Here is a 15,688-nt window from a genome sequence, read left to right on the forward strand (position 1 = left end):
CATGAATATTATTCAACCATTAGATTTAGAAACAGGTTACCGAACGTTTAGTTTTCAAAAAGAAAACTACCTTGTGGTATCGACAAAATTGTATTTCCCGCTAAACGGTGGTGATCCAGAGCTATTTTCTAATGCTTACCAAGCAATGAGCGAACTGCCCGCGCCTTTTATTGATGAAGGCTTACCAAAGATATCACCCGAATATTTCATTGCAGGGAATATTATGGCTCCTAATGGTCAGCCTATTAAAGGGATGCCTATCCATTGTAAATTTGCTAATTCGAGTAAATCCTTACATGCAAGCGGTGATCGATATTGGCTGGGCGGTTTAACTGGTACATCACAGCCAATCCCATTTGTCAGTATGCCTCTCACTTGGCCGCATGCATTTGGTGGTAAAGGTTTTGATGTAAACCCTAATGGTCAAGGTATCGATAAAGTGCCAACCAAGCTTGGCGGTAAACTCGTTAAGATGCCAAATATTGAGTATTCAAACCAATTACTGACCTCTCTTAGTCAACGACCAAAGCCTGCAGGATTTAGCACATTAATGGCGGATCACCCTCAGCGATTGAAGAACATGGGAACGTATAATGAGCAATGGCTTAAAGAAGACTTCCCAGGTTACCCTAAAGACTTTAATTTCGCCGCATTTAACTGTGCTCCTGAAGATCAAATTTTGTCGACACCGATTGAGGGTGACGAATCATTTGAATTAGAAGGTTTTCATGACCGTATTTCTGTTATCGAAGGGCGCATACCCAAATTTACAGTAAAAACCTTTGTTGTTAAAAAAGGCACTGAAATTAGCAACCTAAGTACATCAGACTTAGAAGAGCTTAAGCCTAGCATTGATACCGTTGCCTTTTTCCCTAATCAATTACTGGGCATGCTGGTTTACCGCTCCACTATAAAAATTGAAAGTACCGATGCGAGTGAGTTTCAGCATATTTTATGTGCGTATGAGGATCATCATACAAAACGCGACAAATCCGATTATTTAAATTCATTGATCGGCCGGATTCACCCTGATTTAAATATGCAATATGCACTCACGACCAAAGATTTGATTCCCACAAGTATTCCCTGTGGAATGGCGCGTTTAACACAACAAGATTCTGACCCTAAAATGTTACTGGCCGAGCATATTGAAGCGCAATTCAATGAAACCATTTCAAATAGTATTGATGAGACAAAACAACAATTACAAGCATTGATCGACCAACAAAAAGCACAGGGTCTTGATACCAGTTTATTAGAAAAGCAATTATCTGAATTTGGTCAAGCCAAAAAAGATGAATGGCAGTTGAAATTTGAGGCCATAACAGAACGCTTAGCGCCAACGGATAAAAAGACTGGGGAGGTTGATCTACAAAAAGTGGACTTTAGAGCATTCGATGATTTGTCTAAAATCAGTCAAGAATATGCAGAGTTTCAAAAGAATAAAGCAAAACTGCAACTCGAAAACCAGATTGAAGAAGCACTTGCACAGGGTAATGAGCATATTGCAAATGAACTCGACAATGCATTAAGTCGGCTTGCCTTACCCCCTGAACTGCCTCGCCCTGCTGACCCAAAAGAAACACTATTAAGAATAAAGGAATCAGTGATGGCTAGCGGTCAAACCAATATTGATTTAAATACCCTAGAGAAGCAACTAGAAGAAGGGTTCCTTGCTCAAGTTGAAGGCTATAAAATGGGGGCTCATATGATGGATACAGGGCGCCCACCATTAGAAAACGAGCGAGCGACTCTGCAAGAAAAAGTCGATGTTTTAATTGAAAAAGGTGAATCTCTTAAATATATGGATTTAGCCGGCTTAAGTTTCTCTAACAAAAACTTAAGTGGTGTGGACTTCTCGTACTGCTATTTAGAGCAATGTGATTTTTCACATGCAGATTTATCAAATGCTAATTTAAGCCATGCCATTGCAGCGCGCAGTAACTTTAAATATGCGAAGCTTATTAATACTAACCTGAATAACAGTAACATCGGGGCGTGTAATTTTAACTACGCAATCATTGATACACCAGACACAAGTAATATTGAATGCGCAAAATCTGACTTCTCTTACGGTAATATCAAGCATATATCATTTGCTGATTGTTTGAATATGCTTGAGATGACATTCCACCAAACTCATTTTAAACAAGTTAATTTTGGTGATGCAACATTCTTAGAGACTACATTTAGTCAAAGTATATTTGATGAATGCCAGCTAGAATCAGCAAGCTTTCAGCAATCAAACCTAGACAGCATTCAAATAAACCAAAGCACTTTGATCAGTTGTAATTTCATTGAATGCGCGATGAATAATCTAAGTGTTAAACACAGTGATCTAAGTAATTGTCGTTTTATCAGTAAGACAACCTTAAATAATGGGCAGTTTTATCACTCTATCTTGGCTAACTGCACGATTAAAGACATAGACCTTACCCACAGTAAGTTTATTGTCTGCACACTAAACAACTCCGATTTCAGTGATGCCAATGCGAGCCAAACTATTTTTGATGAGTCTACTTGTAAAGATGCCCTATTCATTAAAACTAAACTGAGTCATGCAAACCTTAGTAATAATAATTTTATGTACAGTAATTTTATGCAAGCTGACCTAGTGAAAGCTAATATATCCCATTCCAATTTATATGGTTGTGAGTTCCTTGGTGCCCATGTACACAACACTGATTTCGCACGATCAAATATGAACGGGACGAAACTAGAAAATTGGAGGCCTTCGAAATGGCAGTAACACTAAAAGACATTAGTGCACTCATCGCAAAAGGCTTACCGATTGAAAACCTTGAGTTTAACGCCAGCCAATTTTCAGGTGCTAATCTTGGTGGTGCGAACTTTATCAACTGTCAGTTTATAAAATGTCAATTTGATAAAAGTACGATTGAGCAGATCAATTTTATCGGTTCAATTTTCAAATATTGCTCATTCAATAATACATCTATTATTGAGGCATCATTCATTGAGTGCGAATTAGAAGAGTGCCAATTTAAACAAGGCATTAGCAGAGGGACGAATTGGGTTAAGCCTGTTCTCACCCAATGTGACTTTACCGAAAATGATGGCTCAGACAGTAATTTTATTGAAGGCACCCTGAAAGAATGCCAATTCAATCAGGCTAATTTAGAATTTACTAGTTTTTTACAGTGCGAAATGTCGGCTTGCCATTTCACTCAGTCGCGCCTTATTCGCACAAACTACATTGAATGTATATTTGACGATGTGAATTTTCGCAATGCACTTATGCACACCACCATATTCGAGAAGCCTGAACTTGAAAACCAAGACTTTTCAAATATGGACTTGACCCAAACACAATTTAGAAATGCAAAGCTCAATGGATGCTCATTTAAAAATAGCCAGCTCGTGCAAACAGCCTTTGTTGATGCTGAGCTTAACAACTGCGATTTCACTCAAGCACAATGTACGATGGCCCTATTTACGGGTTCGCAACTGACACAATCAAAATTAGTACAATGCCAGCTAGAACAAGCTAGTTTTCAGGGATCTAACCTTACAGCTTGTAATATTTCGTCGAGTCAATTGATTCAAGCTCAACTGACCAATACTCAATGCATGGGAACCTTGTTTTTAGGCAGTGATTTAAGTTATGCCGATTTGTCATTGTCAGTATGTGATCACGCTGATTTTGGAAGCACATCACTTTTCAGAACCAACTTACACGGCATAATAGACAATGGTTCTAACTGGTCAGGTAGCAGTAAATCACTGGCTTTAGGTACCGACCAAAAGCTGGATCAAGCACAAGCCTGGAAACCTAAAAAAGCCACCACTAAGATGGAAGTACTATAGGGAATTTATGAACACACATGAAATAGCACTGGCTTTAACCAGACCACAAGACATCAATAACGACCATATTTTTGGTGAAGTTATCAACACCGATCAAGGTATTATCACAATCAAATTAGATAATACGGATGTCGTGACGGCAAAAAAAGCCTTTAGCTGTGCGTTTGATCCTATCGTCAATGATACCGTTGAACTCACGGTGCGTAACCATCATTCATATTATGTACTCAACATACTTGAACGCACTCAAGCATCGGTTGCTATGCTGTCGGCGCCATTTGGTATCGATATTAAAAGCCCTTCTATTAGTATGCAGTCAAATTCGCTGGGCATTAATAACCAAACCATGTCGGTTAATGCTCGCCAATTTAACCAGAAAAGTGATTCTGTCAACCTGAATAGTGATACCGCCCAGTTCTCATCTCGTACGGTGGAATCAAATATTGACCGAATGATTCAGCGCATAAAAGACAGCTTTAGAATTATCGAACGAATCGAGCAAGTATCAGCTGTTGATATTATTCAAAATATTAAAAATGCATTCATTCAACGCTCTCGCCAAGTTGACATCACCGCAAAAAGTGATGTGAAAATAAACGGCGAACGCATTCACATGGGATAGAAAAATTATGTTTGCTAATTGTCAAATGGGCGGTACCAACATGGGTATGCCCGATGTATGCAAAACCCCTGTTGGGCCTGCTATTGTGCCTCTGCCCTACCCAAATATTTCAATGGGTGCGACCGCTATGCCCTCAAGCGCGGCGATGAAAGTACTTATAGCAGGTGGCTTTGCGCACACTGTGGGCACACAAATCCCTATGAGCAATGGTGATCAACCCGGTGTGGCTGGTGGCCTTATTTCTGGTGGCATCATGGGTCCAACCAAATTTTTGATGGGTAGCATGGCGACATTTTTTGGTGGAAAACCTGCTGCGAGATTAACATCAATGACAGGACAAAACGGCAGCAGTATGAATGTGCCAGGCGTGACAATCGCCCCAGCACAAACAAAGGTGCTTATTCTGAAGTGACGTTATTTAGAACGTAAGCTCATATTTTTCATGCTCAATCTCATTATTAGCAGGGTCATTTAGCGTTAATGTTACTTGGCTTCTTTTACCAAGTAGAGTGAAGAATATTTGAGGGCCAAATGCCTCTATTTCGATGGGGTGTGATAGCTTATCTCTAATCGCTTGAATACTTGCATCTTGAGTTTTAATGATTGCAGTCTGCTCATTAAGCGATATTTTTAGTTCATACATAATGATTACTCCTTGTAATCGAATCAGTGTAATAAAATGAACAAAGAAATATACAGTAGGCACATTTATAATTAGTACTTTTTAACCAAATCAATAGAATATTTATAGCAATGTTTTAACCAGTGCTCAATTTCTAATAGAAAAAAATACAAGCATAGACACTTAGACAGCTAAGTCTCTATAATCGAATGTTGCCACGAGCAATGATTTATGGATAAGGATATTACATATGGCTCAACCAATATTTTCTTTAGCATCTGACAGCTACACCAAAGAATTAGAAATCACCGCTATTTCAGGTACTGAGTCCATCTCAAGCTTTTTTGAGCTTAAAATCACCTTTAAAATAAAGAATGATATTGCCAAGTCACTGGATCACTCGTCACTGACTCAAGAAGACATCACTCTAACCGTTGACGGCATCACAAACCGAGACCCATATACTGTCAAAGGTATGTTTCATGAGGTCGAAGAGTTATTTGAAAAATCAAATACTCATAAATTCTACACAGGTATTATGGTCCCAACGTTGTGGCGTCAACGTAAAAACCAAAGCTATGATATTTTTACTGAAAAAACAGCACAAGATGTCATCAGCGATGAACTCAGCAATGACCTGATGCTCGATCATCACCTAAGCCTTTCTCAGGTGTATCCGCCGAAAGAATTTATCTGCCAATATAGTGAATCTAATTTTAATTTTGTAAGTCGTGTCGCTGAGCATTGGGGCATTTATTATTACTTTGACCATGATCAAGACGGCCGTTTAATTTTTGCTGACGACACCAACTATGAACCATTACCTATAGGTACCGTTGAATTAGATCAAAGCAATAACCCGACCCATAGTTTTAATACCATTCGTACACTTAGACGCAAGTACAATTCAGTGCCTGATGCGGTCGTTATTTCAGAGAACAAACCCTGACCAAGCTATGGAGCTTTTTCAAGGTATTGCCGGTGACCCAGCTGATGATAAAACCAGTGTTAATATGGCTGACGAGGGCGCAGACAACAAAGACGAAGCTGACTTACTTGCTAAAATTCGATTAGAAGAGCTATCAGCTTATAAAGTGGTTTTTTCAGGCACGACAGGGATTCCTAGTATTACACCGGGCTTTGTATTAACGATCGCAACCCCAAGTGGCGATGAGCATGAAGTACTCATTACCCATGTTACGCACAGCGGTAACAATCTAGATGACCCTGCACTTGCAGCAGGCAAATCAGCCGAACCTTATTATGAATGTACCTTTACAGGCATACCAAAAGACACCCAGTATCGCCCAGAACGTAAAATGAAAGCCCCTAATGTGGTTTCAACCACTGGCCGAGTGTACTCTGCCGCAAACGACCAAACACTTGCGCAACGCAATGAAGTCGGCAAATACCAAGTCACATTTGATTTTATGCGCGGCGAAGAAGACAAGATATCAAACTGGATTCGCCATGCCAGCCACACCGCTCGTAGCAACCATTTTGATATGCCACTTACACCGGGTACCGAAGTACAAATCGGCTTTATTGGTGGCAACCCAAACCGCCCCTATATTTTAAACGCACTTGAGAACTCCCAATCTGTACTGCATCCTGTCACACATGAGAATCCGCACCATGCGGCTATCATCACAGACGGCATGCTGTACACAGGCGCATTAAAGTCTCGCCAGTCTTTGCATATGACAGCGGATTTAGACCCTGCTACTGTTAAAGAACATATTAATAATACGCCGTTCATGGCGCTAGATGAATACGGGACTAATAGCTCTGAGAGATTAGATCTAATCAAAGGCGACGCCCATGTTCATAGAAACTATGGCAATCGATATAACTGGCGTGAAGGTGTTGACTTTAACCATGGTTATTCCGCTACCTATAATTTTGGTCAACAACACATTGAAAACCATGCAGATGATGATTGCACAGACAATACTGTATTTGAAATTCCAGGATTAGATTCTGCTGACGACCCAAATAATCCAAGTGTAAACAAAGATATTCAAGCTAGCCTGCCAGACGAAAGAAATGTTGGATTAATACAAAAAGATTTTGGTAATAAATATTACTACCATGAAGGTCATGCTTATAATTGGTCAAATGGCTACAAACAAAATAACATCCATAAAACCTTTAACTTTGGCGGTTGTTACGTAGAAAATAATACGGGCGCAAATGCTCCTTCCGATATGCTCAATGATTTTTCTTCTGGCTTTTCTGGATCGCCAAGCGATTCTGATTTAATTACTAAAACCATTGGTAATACCTTCGACTTACAAGAAGGTGATAAAGATGAAGCGCATACAGGCAATATTACTAGTGTAATGACGGGTGATACCGATGAAACAATTAAAGGCAATACCACGTCAAGTATAAAAGGTAACATTGATGAAACTATAAAAGGTGACATTACTACAATACACAATGGTAATGTTACCGAAACCCTTACAGGTGACCAAACCGTTACACTTATGGGCAATGTTATGGAAACCCATAATCAAGGAGACGTAACATCCAGTCGAGTTGGTGCAACCAGTGAAACTTACATGGGAGCAAAAAGCTCTGCAACCTTTAGCGCAGAAACTCACACAGCATTAGCATTAGTTGCAAACAACTATAATGGGGGGTATGCAAATTTGACTATAGCTGCTGCAGCCGAAGTTTTTCTTGGGGCAAAAGCAGAAACACATCACGGACCATTAATCCAAGGTGGAAAACTAAAAGCTGAAAAAAATGATATTACTATTAATAACTACTCAAAAACAGTGATTACAAAAACTAATATTAGTATGGTTAAAGCAACAATTGTAATGGTAGGATAAATGAAAGTTTTTGGATTTGTATATTTATATGTGGGAATCGGCTGCATTGTTCTTTCAATATTTGTAAGCCCTATTGCCTTAATTCCAGCAACTGCTGTTTTATATCAAGCATGGGATATATTATTTCCAGTATTCCAAAGGAGTAAATGCAAAACCATTACCTATGGTTGTATCAAAGATATAAAAACCAGTGGTCAGTTCTTAAACCGACAAGCTTTGTATGATGCTCAAATATCATATTTAGGTCGTATAAAAAATTTCAAACATTTACCTCCAAACTTTATTCACGAAGCATCCGCAGGAGAGCTAGTTGAAATACTATACAATTCAAAAAATCCTGATATTGCATTTGTAAATATTGAAGAAAGATAATTAAAAAAGATAAATATATTATGAAAATTATTGCAAGCCTATTACTTTCACTAGTAATAACAATAGTTGTATATACCCTTTTTATGACATTCATATTTAAATTGAATCTAACAGATCATTTAAGTACCGCATTTCCAGTATTATTTGGTCTGCAAGGTGGTTTTTTTGCTGCTTCTTATTTTGTAATAATCCCATTTTTTATTAATGCTTTCTCTAATTACAATATAAAGAAAGATAGCAACTCTTCATACAAAAGCATGAAGGAACCAATAAAAACAGCGGGTGAAGTCAGATTGATTGAAAAAAATAATGAAAATTATAATATAAATATATTTTATGCTGGTGTATTAAAAGAATTTAAAAAAATAGATATCGATAAGTCTTTTATTTTTAGTAATGGTGATTCTATAACGGTACACTACAACCCTACAAACAAACAAGAATCGTACCTTGATCCATACGACCAAACCGGTAACATGATTATTGACCATGACACAACACCCTCCTTTGACCAAAAAAAATATAATACTGTATTCAAGCTTTTAGAATTAAACCCTATATTTCATAATAAAGAAAACATGTTTGAACTAACAGGAGAAGTGCATGGTGGGAAGCTATCAGGTCAAAAAGTGAGCTTAACTGAGAAAATAAATAAAAACGATTTATCTAAATTAATTCCAGGTAAAGTATTTCCTTGCCATATTCATGAAAATGGAAATGAGCTATCCATATCTCTAGAAATCATTTAAATAATAAAGAAATTGCAATACCAATATATACGTTAATAAAATAATATATATTATTAAATTTAAGTTACTTTTCATTCGCGGATTCAACTCACTAGTGCAACAGGTGGGTTGATCTTTAAAAATACTTGATTTGGTGTTTTAAACCCCAAACATTTTCTTGGACGATTATTTAGTTTCTCCATTCCAATCTTAATATCTGAGTCTCTTAAGACTGAAAAATCCGATCCTTTTGGAAAGTACTGCCTTAATAATCCATTCGTATTTTCATTTAATCCTCGCTCCCATGAGCTGTATGGATGCGCAAAATAGGCCTTAGAGCCACTAAATTTTGCGATAGACTCATGGCCAGAAAATTCTTTTCCATTCTCATAAGTGATTGTTTTAACTCGATCATGGAAACCCTCTAACATTCGATTAATCGTTTGTGTTACAGATTTTGCACTTTTATCTTTTGCCAGCCCAATCAGAGTAAAGCGACTTTTTCGTTCAACCAATGTCACCAACCTTGGGCCTGATTGCTGACCCGTTACGGTATCGGCCTCCTAATCACCAAAGCGGCTTTTTAAATCAACAACTAGCGGGCGCTCGTCAATGGATACTCTGTTTTTTAGCTGTCCTCTCGTGCTATAACTACCGTAGCGTTTTCTGCGCTTTTTTTGACTGCGTAGATGTTTATGTAAGTCGCCACCCTCACGCATATCTTGATAAACGTACAAATATATCCATTCATGACTGACCCGAATGCTTTCATTCAGAAATAACCATTCACTGATTTGCTCAGGGCTCCAGTCTTCACGAATCAACACTTCAATACGCATCCAATGATGAACGGTTATGCGTACCTTCGAGCGAGTGGCTTTTCTAGTTTTAGACAGCTGATGTACTTGTTTAGGGCAATACCCTCGCAGCCCGGTATTTCGTTTTAACTCTCTGGATATAGTCGACTTATTAACACCAATCTTTTTAGCGATTTCAGTTTGTGAAATACCCTGTGTGTGATCTTCATAAATCTGGTATCTTTGCTCTTCAGTAAGTTGGGAGTAGTTTCTCATAATGCCTGTCATTCTTGCCGGAACGAAAAGCAGAGAGGTTACCCTAACTTACTCCTCATTCAGACCTTAATGTTGCACTTACGAGTTGAATTCACGAAACTAAATAACAATCCATACTTCATATCCATCGCTATTTTTTAAATATTGCTTCTTGATTATGTTTTTTAATATCATCAATCGTATTCTCGTCAACTACCACTTTGACGCTTAAATATTTATTTATTTGCTTAATTTGCTCAGTTAATTCGAATAAATCACCATGATTTAAAAAATTATAACGCTGACCACCTAAATATATGATATTGGCTTCATAAACATTATAAAGCTCCCCACCATCACTATGAGACTGGCGTTTTCTTAAAACTTGTATTGCTTCCACTTGTTCAATCTTAATTGTGTCAACACCGACCTGAAATATACCTTTATTGATACTTACCACTAGGCCACTCAACCCAAAAATATAAAATAAACCATTTATCATTAGGGCAGCAACCAATGTCAAAAAACCATAATTCATAAAAAAGTAAAACACACCGCCATTCGAAAACGCATAAGTCAAGCTATAAACAAGTCCAACTAAAAAAACTGGATAAGTGAAAACTTGGTATTTATGAGTACTTTTAAACGTCATAACGCCAGGTTTAATTGACACCCATTTTTTATTATTAGACGGATTCCCCGTTATACCTTTTGCTTTCCAGCTAATATTAGTTTTATATTCGTCATCTGAAGAAATCATAAAATCAATTATATTATTTTTTTTCTCATCGCTAGTTTTATACCAATACAGTAAAACAGCACTGGGAATAAAATAAAATGAATACTTAATAATTGTTTCAGCAACAACCATAGCACTCCCCTTATTTCCCACTATATACATTATTAGAGGATTATTATTAGCCATCATATCGTTAACTATAAATATCAATGGCATCCAAAATGGAAATCCTAAAAAAACAAAAAGTACAAGTGAGCCTATAAACTCTAAAAAATAGAATTTAACTCCTTTCTTTATAATCAGATCATCATTTCCCATCAATCCACAGCCACCTCAAACTCTCCCCTCACCAACTTAACCGATAACTGGTTAATTTCATTACCATCCACCAATGCCTGTAAACACGCATTAGATACCGCTGGCAATATGGATTTATTTATGACGTTTTCGGCATTACGTGCACCAGTATCAGGGTCAGTACATTTATCTAGCAGGTATTGCATAGTATCAGATGAAAAGCTGACATCTGCTTTGTATCTTTCCTTTAAGCGTGTCTTGATTTTGCTAAGGTTGATTTCAATTATTTTTTGTAAAACATCCTCTGTCAGCGGGAAGTACGGCACGATTGTCGAGCGTCCTAAGAATGCAGGCCTAAAGTCTTCCAATAACTCTGGTTTGATATCTTCGAGCAGCTGCTCTTCATTTACATCATCTTTGCCAAAGTACTGGGAGATTGCATTGGTTGCTGCATTGGTTGTCATAATGATTAAAGTGTTTTTAAAGTCGATATCGAGACCTTCGCCGTCTTTTATCGTGCCTTTATCAAACAGATTGTAAAATACATCTTGAATTCCCGGGTGGGCTTTTTCCATTTCATCTAATAGCACAACACTATAAGGGTTCTTACGTACCGCTTCAGTGAGCACACCACCTTGCCCATAACCCACATAACCCGCAGAGGCACCTAATAACATGGATACCTTATGTTCTTCTTTAAATTCAGACATATTGATCGTAATAAGATTTTGCTCACCACCATAAAGATAATCCGCCAATGCCAGTGCCGTTTCGGTTTTACCCGTGCCCGATGTGCCCACCATCATAAATACACCAACTGGTTTACGCGGGTCGGTTAAGCCTGATCGTGAAATACGCACGGCTTGGGCTATTTTTTGTATAGCATGGTCTTGCCCTACGACTCTCTGCGTTTTAACTTTTCCTCTAGGATCAATAGGTCCTCTATTTCATCTGATACCATGTTGCCAACCGGTATCCCTGTCCAACTTTCGACGATAGATGCAACCGCCTCAGCATTCACATCAAGATGCACCATAGGACTCTGTCCTTGCAGCACTTTAAGTGCCTCATACATAGGCGATATAATACTGGATGCTTCTGCTTTCAATCTGGCTTCTTTTATTTTTGTTACCAGTTCACTTTCTTGCTGCCATTTGGCTTCTAATTCAGTAAGACTCTTTTCAGCTTTCGATTTTTTATTTTCATACTCAGCAATTTTTTCTTCTAAGCCGCCAATAGCGGCCTGCTCTTTGCCAAGCAAGGCAAGGTTAGTGATTGCTTGCTCAATAATACGCTGTTGAATTTCAACGGCTTCTGGTGTCGCGCCCTGACTAAGTGCAACCCGGGCACAGGCGGTATCCAATAAGCTAACTGATTTATCGGGCAACTGTCTTGATGGGATATATCGAGATGAAAGTTTCACACTGGCTTCAATAGCATCATCTAGAATACTCACACCATGATGCTCCTCTAATGCGTGCACCATGCTGCGCATCATATCAATAGCGGTATCTTCATCGGGTTCATCTACTTTCACTACTTGAAAGCGACGAGTCAGCGCAGGGTCTTTCTCAAAATATTTTTTATACTCTGCCCATGTTGTGGCGGCAATGGTTCTAAACTCACCACGGGCTAGCGCAGGCTTTAATAAATTGGCAGCATCTCCCTTGCCCTCACTGCCACCAGCTCCGATTAACGTATGAGCCTCATCTATAAAAACAATAATCGGCTCTGGTGACGTTTTCACTTCTTCAATAACGGCTTTTAAGCGCTTTTCAAACTCGCCCTTAACACTGGCACCAGCCTGAAGCGCGCCCATATCCAACGATAACAAACGAATACCTTTTAACGGGTCTGGCACATCATTTCCAATAATACGATTAGCCAAACCCTCAACAACGGCTGTTTTACCGACGCCCGGCTCACCTGTCAGAATGGGGTTGTTTTGTCGGCGTCTAAGCAAGATGTCGATCAACTGCCTGACTTCTGCATCACGGCCAATAACTGGGTCAATTTCACCGCGAGCCGCTTTTGCCGTTAAATCTTGCGTGTATCGATCTAGGTGAGCCGCGTGTATGTTTTGATTTTGACCTTGTATCGTATTTGCACCGGCCTCTGCTAAAACAGCGCTTTCACTTGTTGAGCCAATAACTTTATCTGCCAGTCTTTCTATCTCATTAACTGACAACTTATAAAATTCAGGGCATGAGCGACCTAACTGATGCAACAAGCCACCATGCTTTAGTACTGCAATAAGTAAATGGCCTGACGTGATATCTTGGCGATCAAATTCAACTGACGAAACCAACCAAGCATCATTTAATGCTTCAAGTAAATTTTTTGAAAATGCTGGAGAGCGAGTATTACCCGACTGAAAGTCATGCACTGTATTTACAAGCTGATTTATAAGGATTCCTTCATCAGAATCAGGGTTCTTTTTAATCAGCTCTAATAGATCGGTATGGGGATGTTTTGATATTGCAAGGACCCAGTGCTCAATTTCGATATTAAAATGCCCTTGCGAAACCGCTAACTGAGCAGCTTCTTCAAGCGAGAGTTTCATCAAAGGGCTTAGCTTTTCAATGAGTTTTTCCATTCCAATGTTAACCACGTCTTACTCCTTGTAATTTAGTTTGAAAAGCAAATTTTCAGTCTATATACTGCGTCAAATTTTACGATTTGCTAATGAAATTGCGTTGAGAATATTCAGGCGGCATTGATAGCAAATCCATCGACTAACAGCAAGGATTTCTGAAAAGTCGTTTGTAAGATATGACGTCTTACTCATAAAGGCAGGATGCTTTTTATATCATCTCTCCACTTTTCATATTTGTTCGTTAGTACTAATTACAGGATCGTGATGTGACTAGCTGGCCAACCGTTCGAAATCAATTACCCTTATATCTTTTTGTTATTAGTACAATGAGCTGTTATGTTAATGCTCAGCCTATCAATCACTATTTTGAGAGTGATGATTCGGCCGTATTCAAAAACAAAGATGTACAAAGCAGTAACAGAGAGGATTCTAATCCTGTCGTTACCATACGTAATTTTGATATCGCCAAATTAAAAGAAAACCAGCCTAACGAAATTAATCATGAACAAATTGAAGCCTTAATCGCTGCCGATTTAAAGCAAAATAATCAACGCTATACCATTGACCGTCTCCATCAATTATCAGATCAGCTCACTAATTATTACCGCTCAAAAGGTTACATATTATCTAAAGTCTATTTTCCTGAGCAAAGTGTTAAAAATAATACGCTTTATCTAGATATAGTGTATGGGAAGCTTGAAAAAGTTACCGCCCATAAACAAGACCATTATTCTGGCGAACGCTTAACACGTCCTTTTCAAGATATCATTGGTCAGCCTACGCATATATCAACGCTCGAATCATCACTATTGGAGCTCAGCCAATACCCTGGTGTCACTGTTAAATCTCAATTTAGGCAAGGGGATGATATTGGTAACACACAAATTGATATTTTTGTTACAGAAGAAAAAGTAACGGATTTTAATTTTAGTTTTGATAACTATGGCAGCGAATACACAGGGTCCATGCGTGGCATGTTATCGGCTGATGTATATAACATCGCAGATATGGCCGATCGACTTAGCTTAAATTTACTGGCCACAATAGACCCCGCTAACAGTTTATACATTGGTGCTAATTATTCGTTTAGGTGGTCGCCTTATTTCACTACCAGCTGGCTTAGTCAATTTTTTCGTCACGGGATTATCACACGATTTGGCTACCAAGAATCACAGTACTCGGTAGGGGGAGATTTTAAATTAGCAAAAATTGATGGTGAAGCTGACACAACCTATGTAGGTATCAGCAAACATTTTATTTTAAAAAATAATCTGCAGCTAAACGGCGGCTTAACCTTAAGTAAAAAACAAGCCACAAGCTTTCAAAATAATCGTGCACAAATTGAAGATAGTTTGACAATTGCCACTGTCACTTCAACCTTACAATGGAATGACCATATTGGTAGTCCATCTGCCAGTGCCGTACAGTTAGATATACACAGAGGGCTACCAGGCGTTGCAGGTGCACATGATAATAATGATGCAAAAATCAGCCGCACCGGTACATCGCTAAATAAAGCGCCAATGGATTTTACCAAATACAACCTCATACTCATGCGCAACCAAGCTATTGGTCCTTACCAACTACTCACCAAGTTGAGATTTCAACATACAGATGATCTTTTATTATCATCTGAATTGTCAAATTTAGGCGGTGTAAGCTCTGTAAGGGGTTATAGCACATCTGATTTTAGTGGTGATCGATCATCCATTGCCACCTTAGAGATCTCAGGAAAAGCCAATGCCAGTAAGTTTATTTTACCCATCAGCAGTTTAAAATTAGCAGCTTTTTTTGATTACGGCAAAGGAAAGCGCTTAGAGCCCAACCGAGATGTACTAGGCGAAGCCGAAATGGCATCTATAGGCGGATATGCAGAATTTATAAAAGACGGTAAATTTAGTAGTAAAATTGAATTAGCCATGCCATTAAAAGACGCAGGTGAATCCAGCGCAAATAAATTCGAAGTGCTATTTAACTTTGATAGAGGATTTTAAT

General features: G+C 38.5%; 12 protein-coding genes and 2 pseudogenes. 9 read left to right on the forward strand and 5 right to left on the reverse strand.

Features of this window, described 5'->3' with window-relative positions; translation table 11 throughout:
• The first annotated feature begins 1 nt into the window (after nucleotide 1).
• Genes ACU6U9_RS21815 through ACU6U9_RS21830 form a run of 4 tightly spaced genes read left to right on the forward strand, consistent with a single transcriptional unit; the run spans nucleotide 2 to nucleotide 4,859 of the window.
• Nucleotides 2-2,749, forward strand: a complete 2,748-nt coding sequence (locus ACU6U9_RS21815) for a DUF2169 domain-containing protein (protein WP_446737060.1) — start codon at nucleotides 2-4, stop codon at nucleotides 2,747-2,749.
• Nucleotides 2,740-3,825, forward strand: coding sequence for a pentapeptide repeat-containing protein (locus ACU6U9_RS21820; RefSeq protein ID WP_446737061.1), 1,086 nt, complete (start codon nucleotides 2,740-2,742; stop codon nucleotides 3,823-3,825). The genes ACU6U9_RS21815 and ACU6U9_RS21820 overlap by 10 nt, the downstream gene beginning before the upstream one ends.
• Nucleotides 3,826-3,832: 7 nt before the next feature.
• Nucleotides 3,833-4,447 carry a DUF3540 domain-containing protein gene (locus tag ACU6U9_RS21825; protein WP_446737062.1) on the forward strand — a complete coding sequence of 205 codons (615 nt, stop codon included), beginning with the start codon at nucleotides 3,833-3,835 and terminating at the stop codon, nucleotides 4,445-4,447.
• Between the two features lie 7 nt (nucleotides 4,448-4,454).
• Entirely contained in the window at nucleotides 4,455-4,859 is a 405-nt protein-coding gene (locus tag ACU6U9_RS21830) for a DUF4150 domain-containing protein (protein ID WP_446737063.1), read from the forward strand.
• 6 nt (nucleotides 4,860-4,865) lie between these two features.
• Here the strand turns inward: ACU6U9_RS21830 and ACU6U9_RS21835 are convergent, their stop codons facing one another.
• A complete protein-coding gene (locus ACU6U9_RS21835) occupies nucleotides 4,866-5,090 on the reverse strand; it encodes a hypothetical protein (protein ID WP_446737064.1) in 225 nt (74 codons plus the stop codon).
• A gap of 229 nt (nucleotides 5,091-5,319) precedes the next feature.
• On the opposite strand from ACU6U9_RS21835, the gene ACU6U9_RS21840 reads away from it, so the two are divergent.
• The 4 genes from ACU6U9_RS21840 to ACU6U9_RS21855 are packed head-to-tail and all read left to right on the forward strand — an operon-like array spanning nucleotide 5,320 to nucleotide 9,030.
• Nucleotides 5,320-6,018, forward strand: a complete 699-nt coding sequence (locus tag ACU6U9_RS21840; RefSeq protein WP_446737065.1) for a contractile injection system protein, VgrG/Pvc8 family — start codon at nucleotides 5,320-5,322, stop codon at nucleotides 6,016-6,018.
• Nucleotides 5,987-7,909: a hypothetical protein gene (locus tag ACU6U9_RS21845; protein ID WP_446737066.1), complete on the forward strand. Its 1,923-nt coding sequence runs from the start codon at nucleotides 5,987-5,989 to the stop codon at nucleotides 7,907-7,909. The genes ACU6U9_RS21840 and ACU6U9_RS21845 overlap by 32 nt, the downstream gene beginning before the upstream one ends.
• A complete protein-coding gene (locus tag ACU6U9_RS21850) occupies nucleotides 7,910-8,281 on the forward strand; it encodes a hypothetical protein (protein ID WP_446737067.1) in 372 nt (123 codons plus the stop codon). It begins immediately after the preceding gene.
• A 20-nt stretch (nucleotides 8,282-8,301) separates the two neighbouring features.
• Complete coding sequence (locus ACU6U9_RS21855) at nucleotides 8,302-9,030, forward strand: hypothetical protein (RefSeq protein WP_446737068.1); 729 nt, start codon at nucleotides 8,302-8,304, stop codon at nucleotides 9,028-9,030.
• 83 nt (nucleotides 9,031-9,113) lie between these two features.
• On the opposite strand, the pseudogene ACU6U9_RS21860 reads toward ACU6U9_RS21855, so the two are convergent.
• The 4 genes and pseudogenes from ACU6U9_RS21860 to ACU6U9_RS21875 all read right to left on the reverse strand — a co-directional run.
• Nucleotides 9,114-10,082 (reverse strand): annotated as a pseudogene (locus ACU6U9_RS21860) (IS30 family transposase).
• Nucleotides 10,083-10,212: 130 nt separating this feature from the next.
• Nucleotides 10,213-11,118: a hypothetical protein gene (locus tag ACU6U9_RS21865; protein WP_446737069.1), complete on the reverse strand. Its 906-nt coding sequence runs from the start codon at nucleotides 11,116-11,118 to the stop codon at nucleotides 10,213-10,215.
• A complete protein-coding gene (locus tag ACU6U9_RS21870) occupies nucleotides 11,118-11,957 on the reverse strand; it encodes an AAA family ATPase (RefSeq protein ID WP_446737070.1) in 840 nt (279 codons plus the stop codon). Before ACU6U9_RS21870 ends, ACU6U9_RS21865 begins: the two co-directional genes overlap by 1 nt.
• 35 nt (nucleotides 11,958-11,992) lie before the next feature.
• Nucleotides 11,993-13,159, reverse strand: a pseudogene (locus ACU6U9_RS21875) (AAA family ATPase); the annotation flags it as partial.
• A gap of 800 nt (nucleotides 13,160-13,959) precedes the next feature.
• Here ACU6U9_RS21875 and ACU6U9_RS21880 point away from each other — a divergent pair.
• On the forward strand, nucleotides 13,960-15,687 hold the full coding sequence (locus ACU6U9_RS21880) for a ShlB/FhaC/HecB family hemolysin secretion/activation protein (protein ID WP_446737071.1): 1,728 nt from the start codon (nucleotides 13,960-13,962) through the stop codon (nucleotides 15,685-15,687).
• Nucleotide 15,688: the final 1 nt, after the last annotated feature.

Source organism: Pseudomonas sp. HK3 (assembly GCF_052920985.1).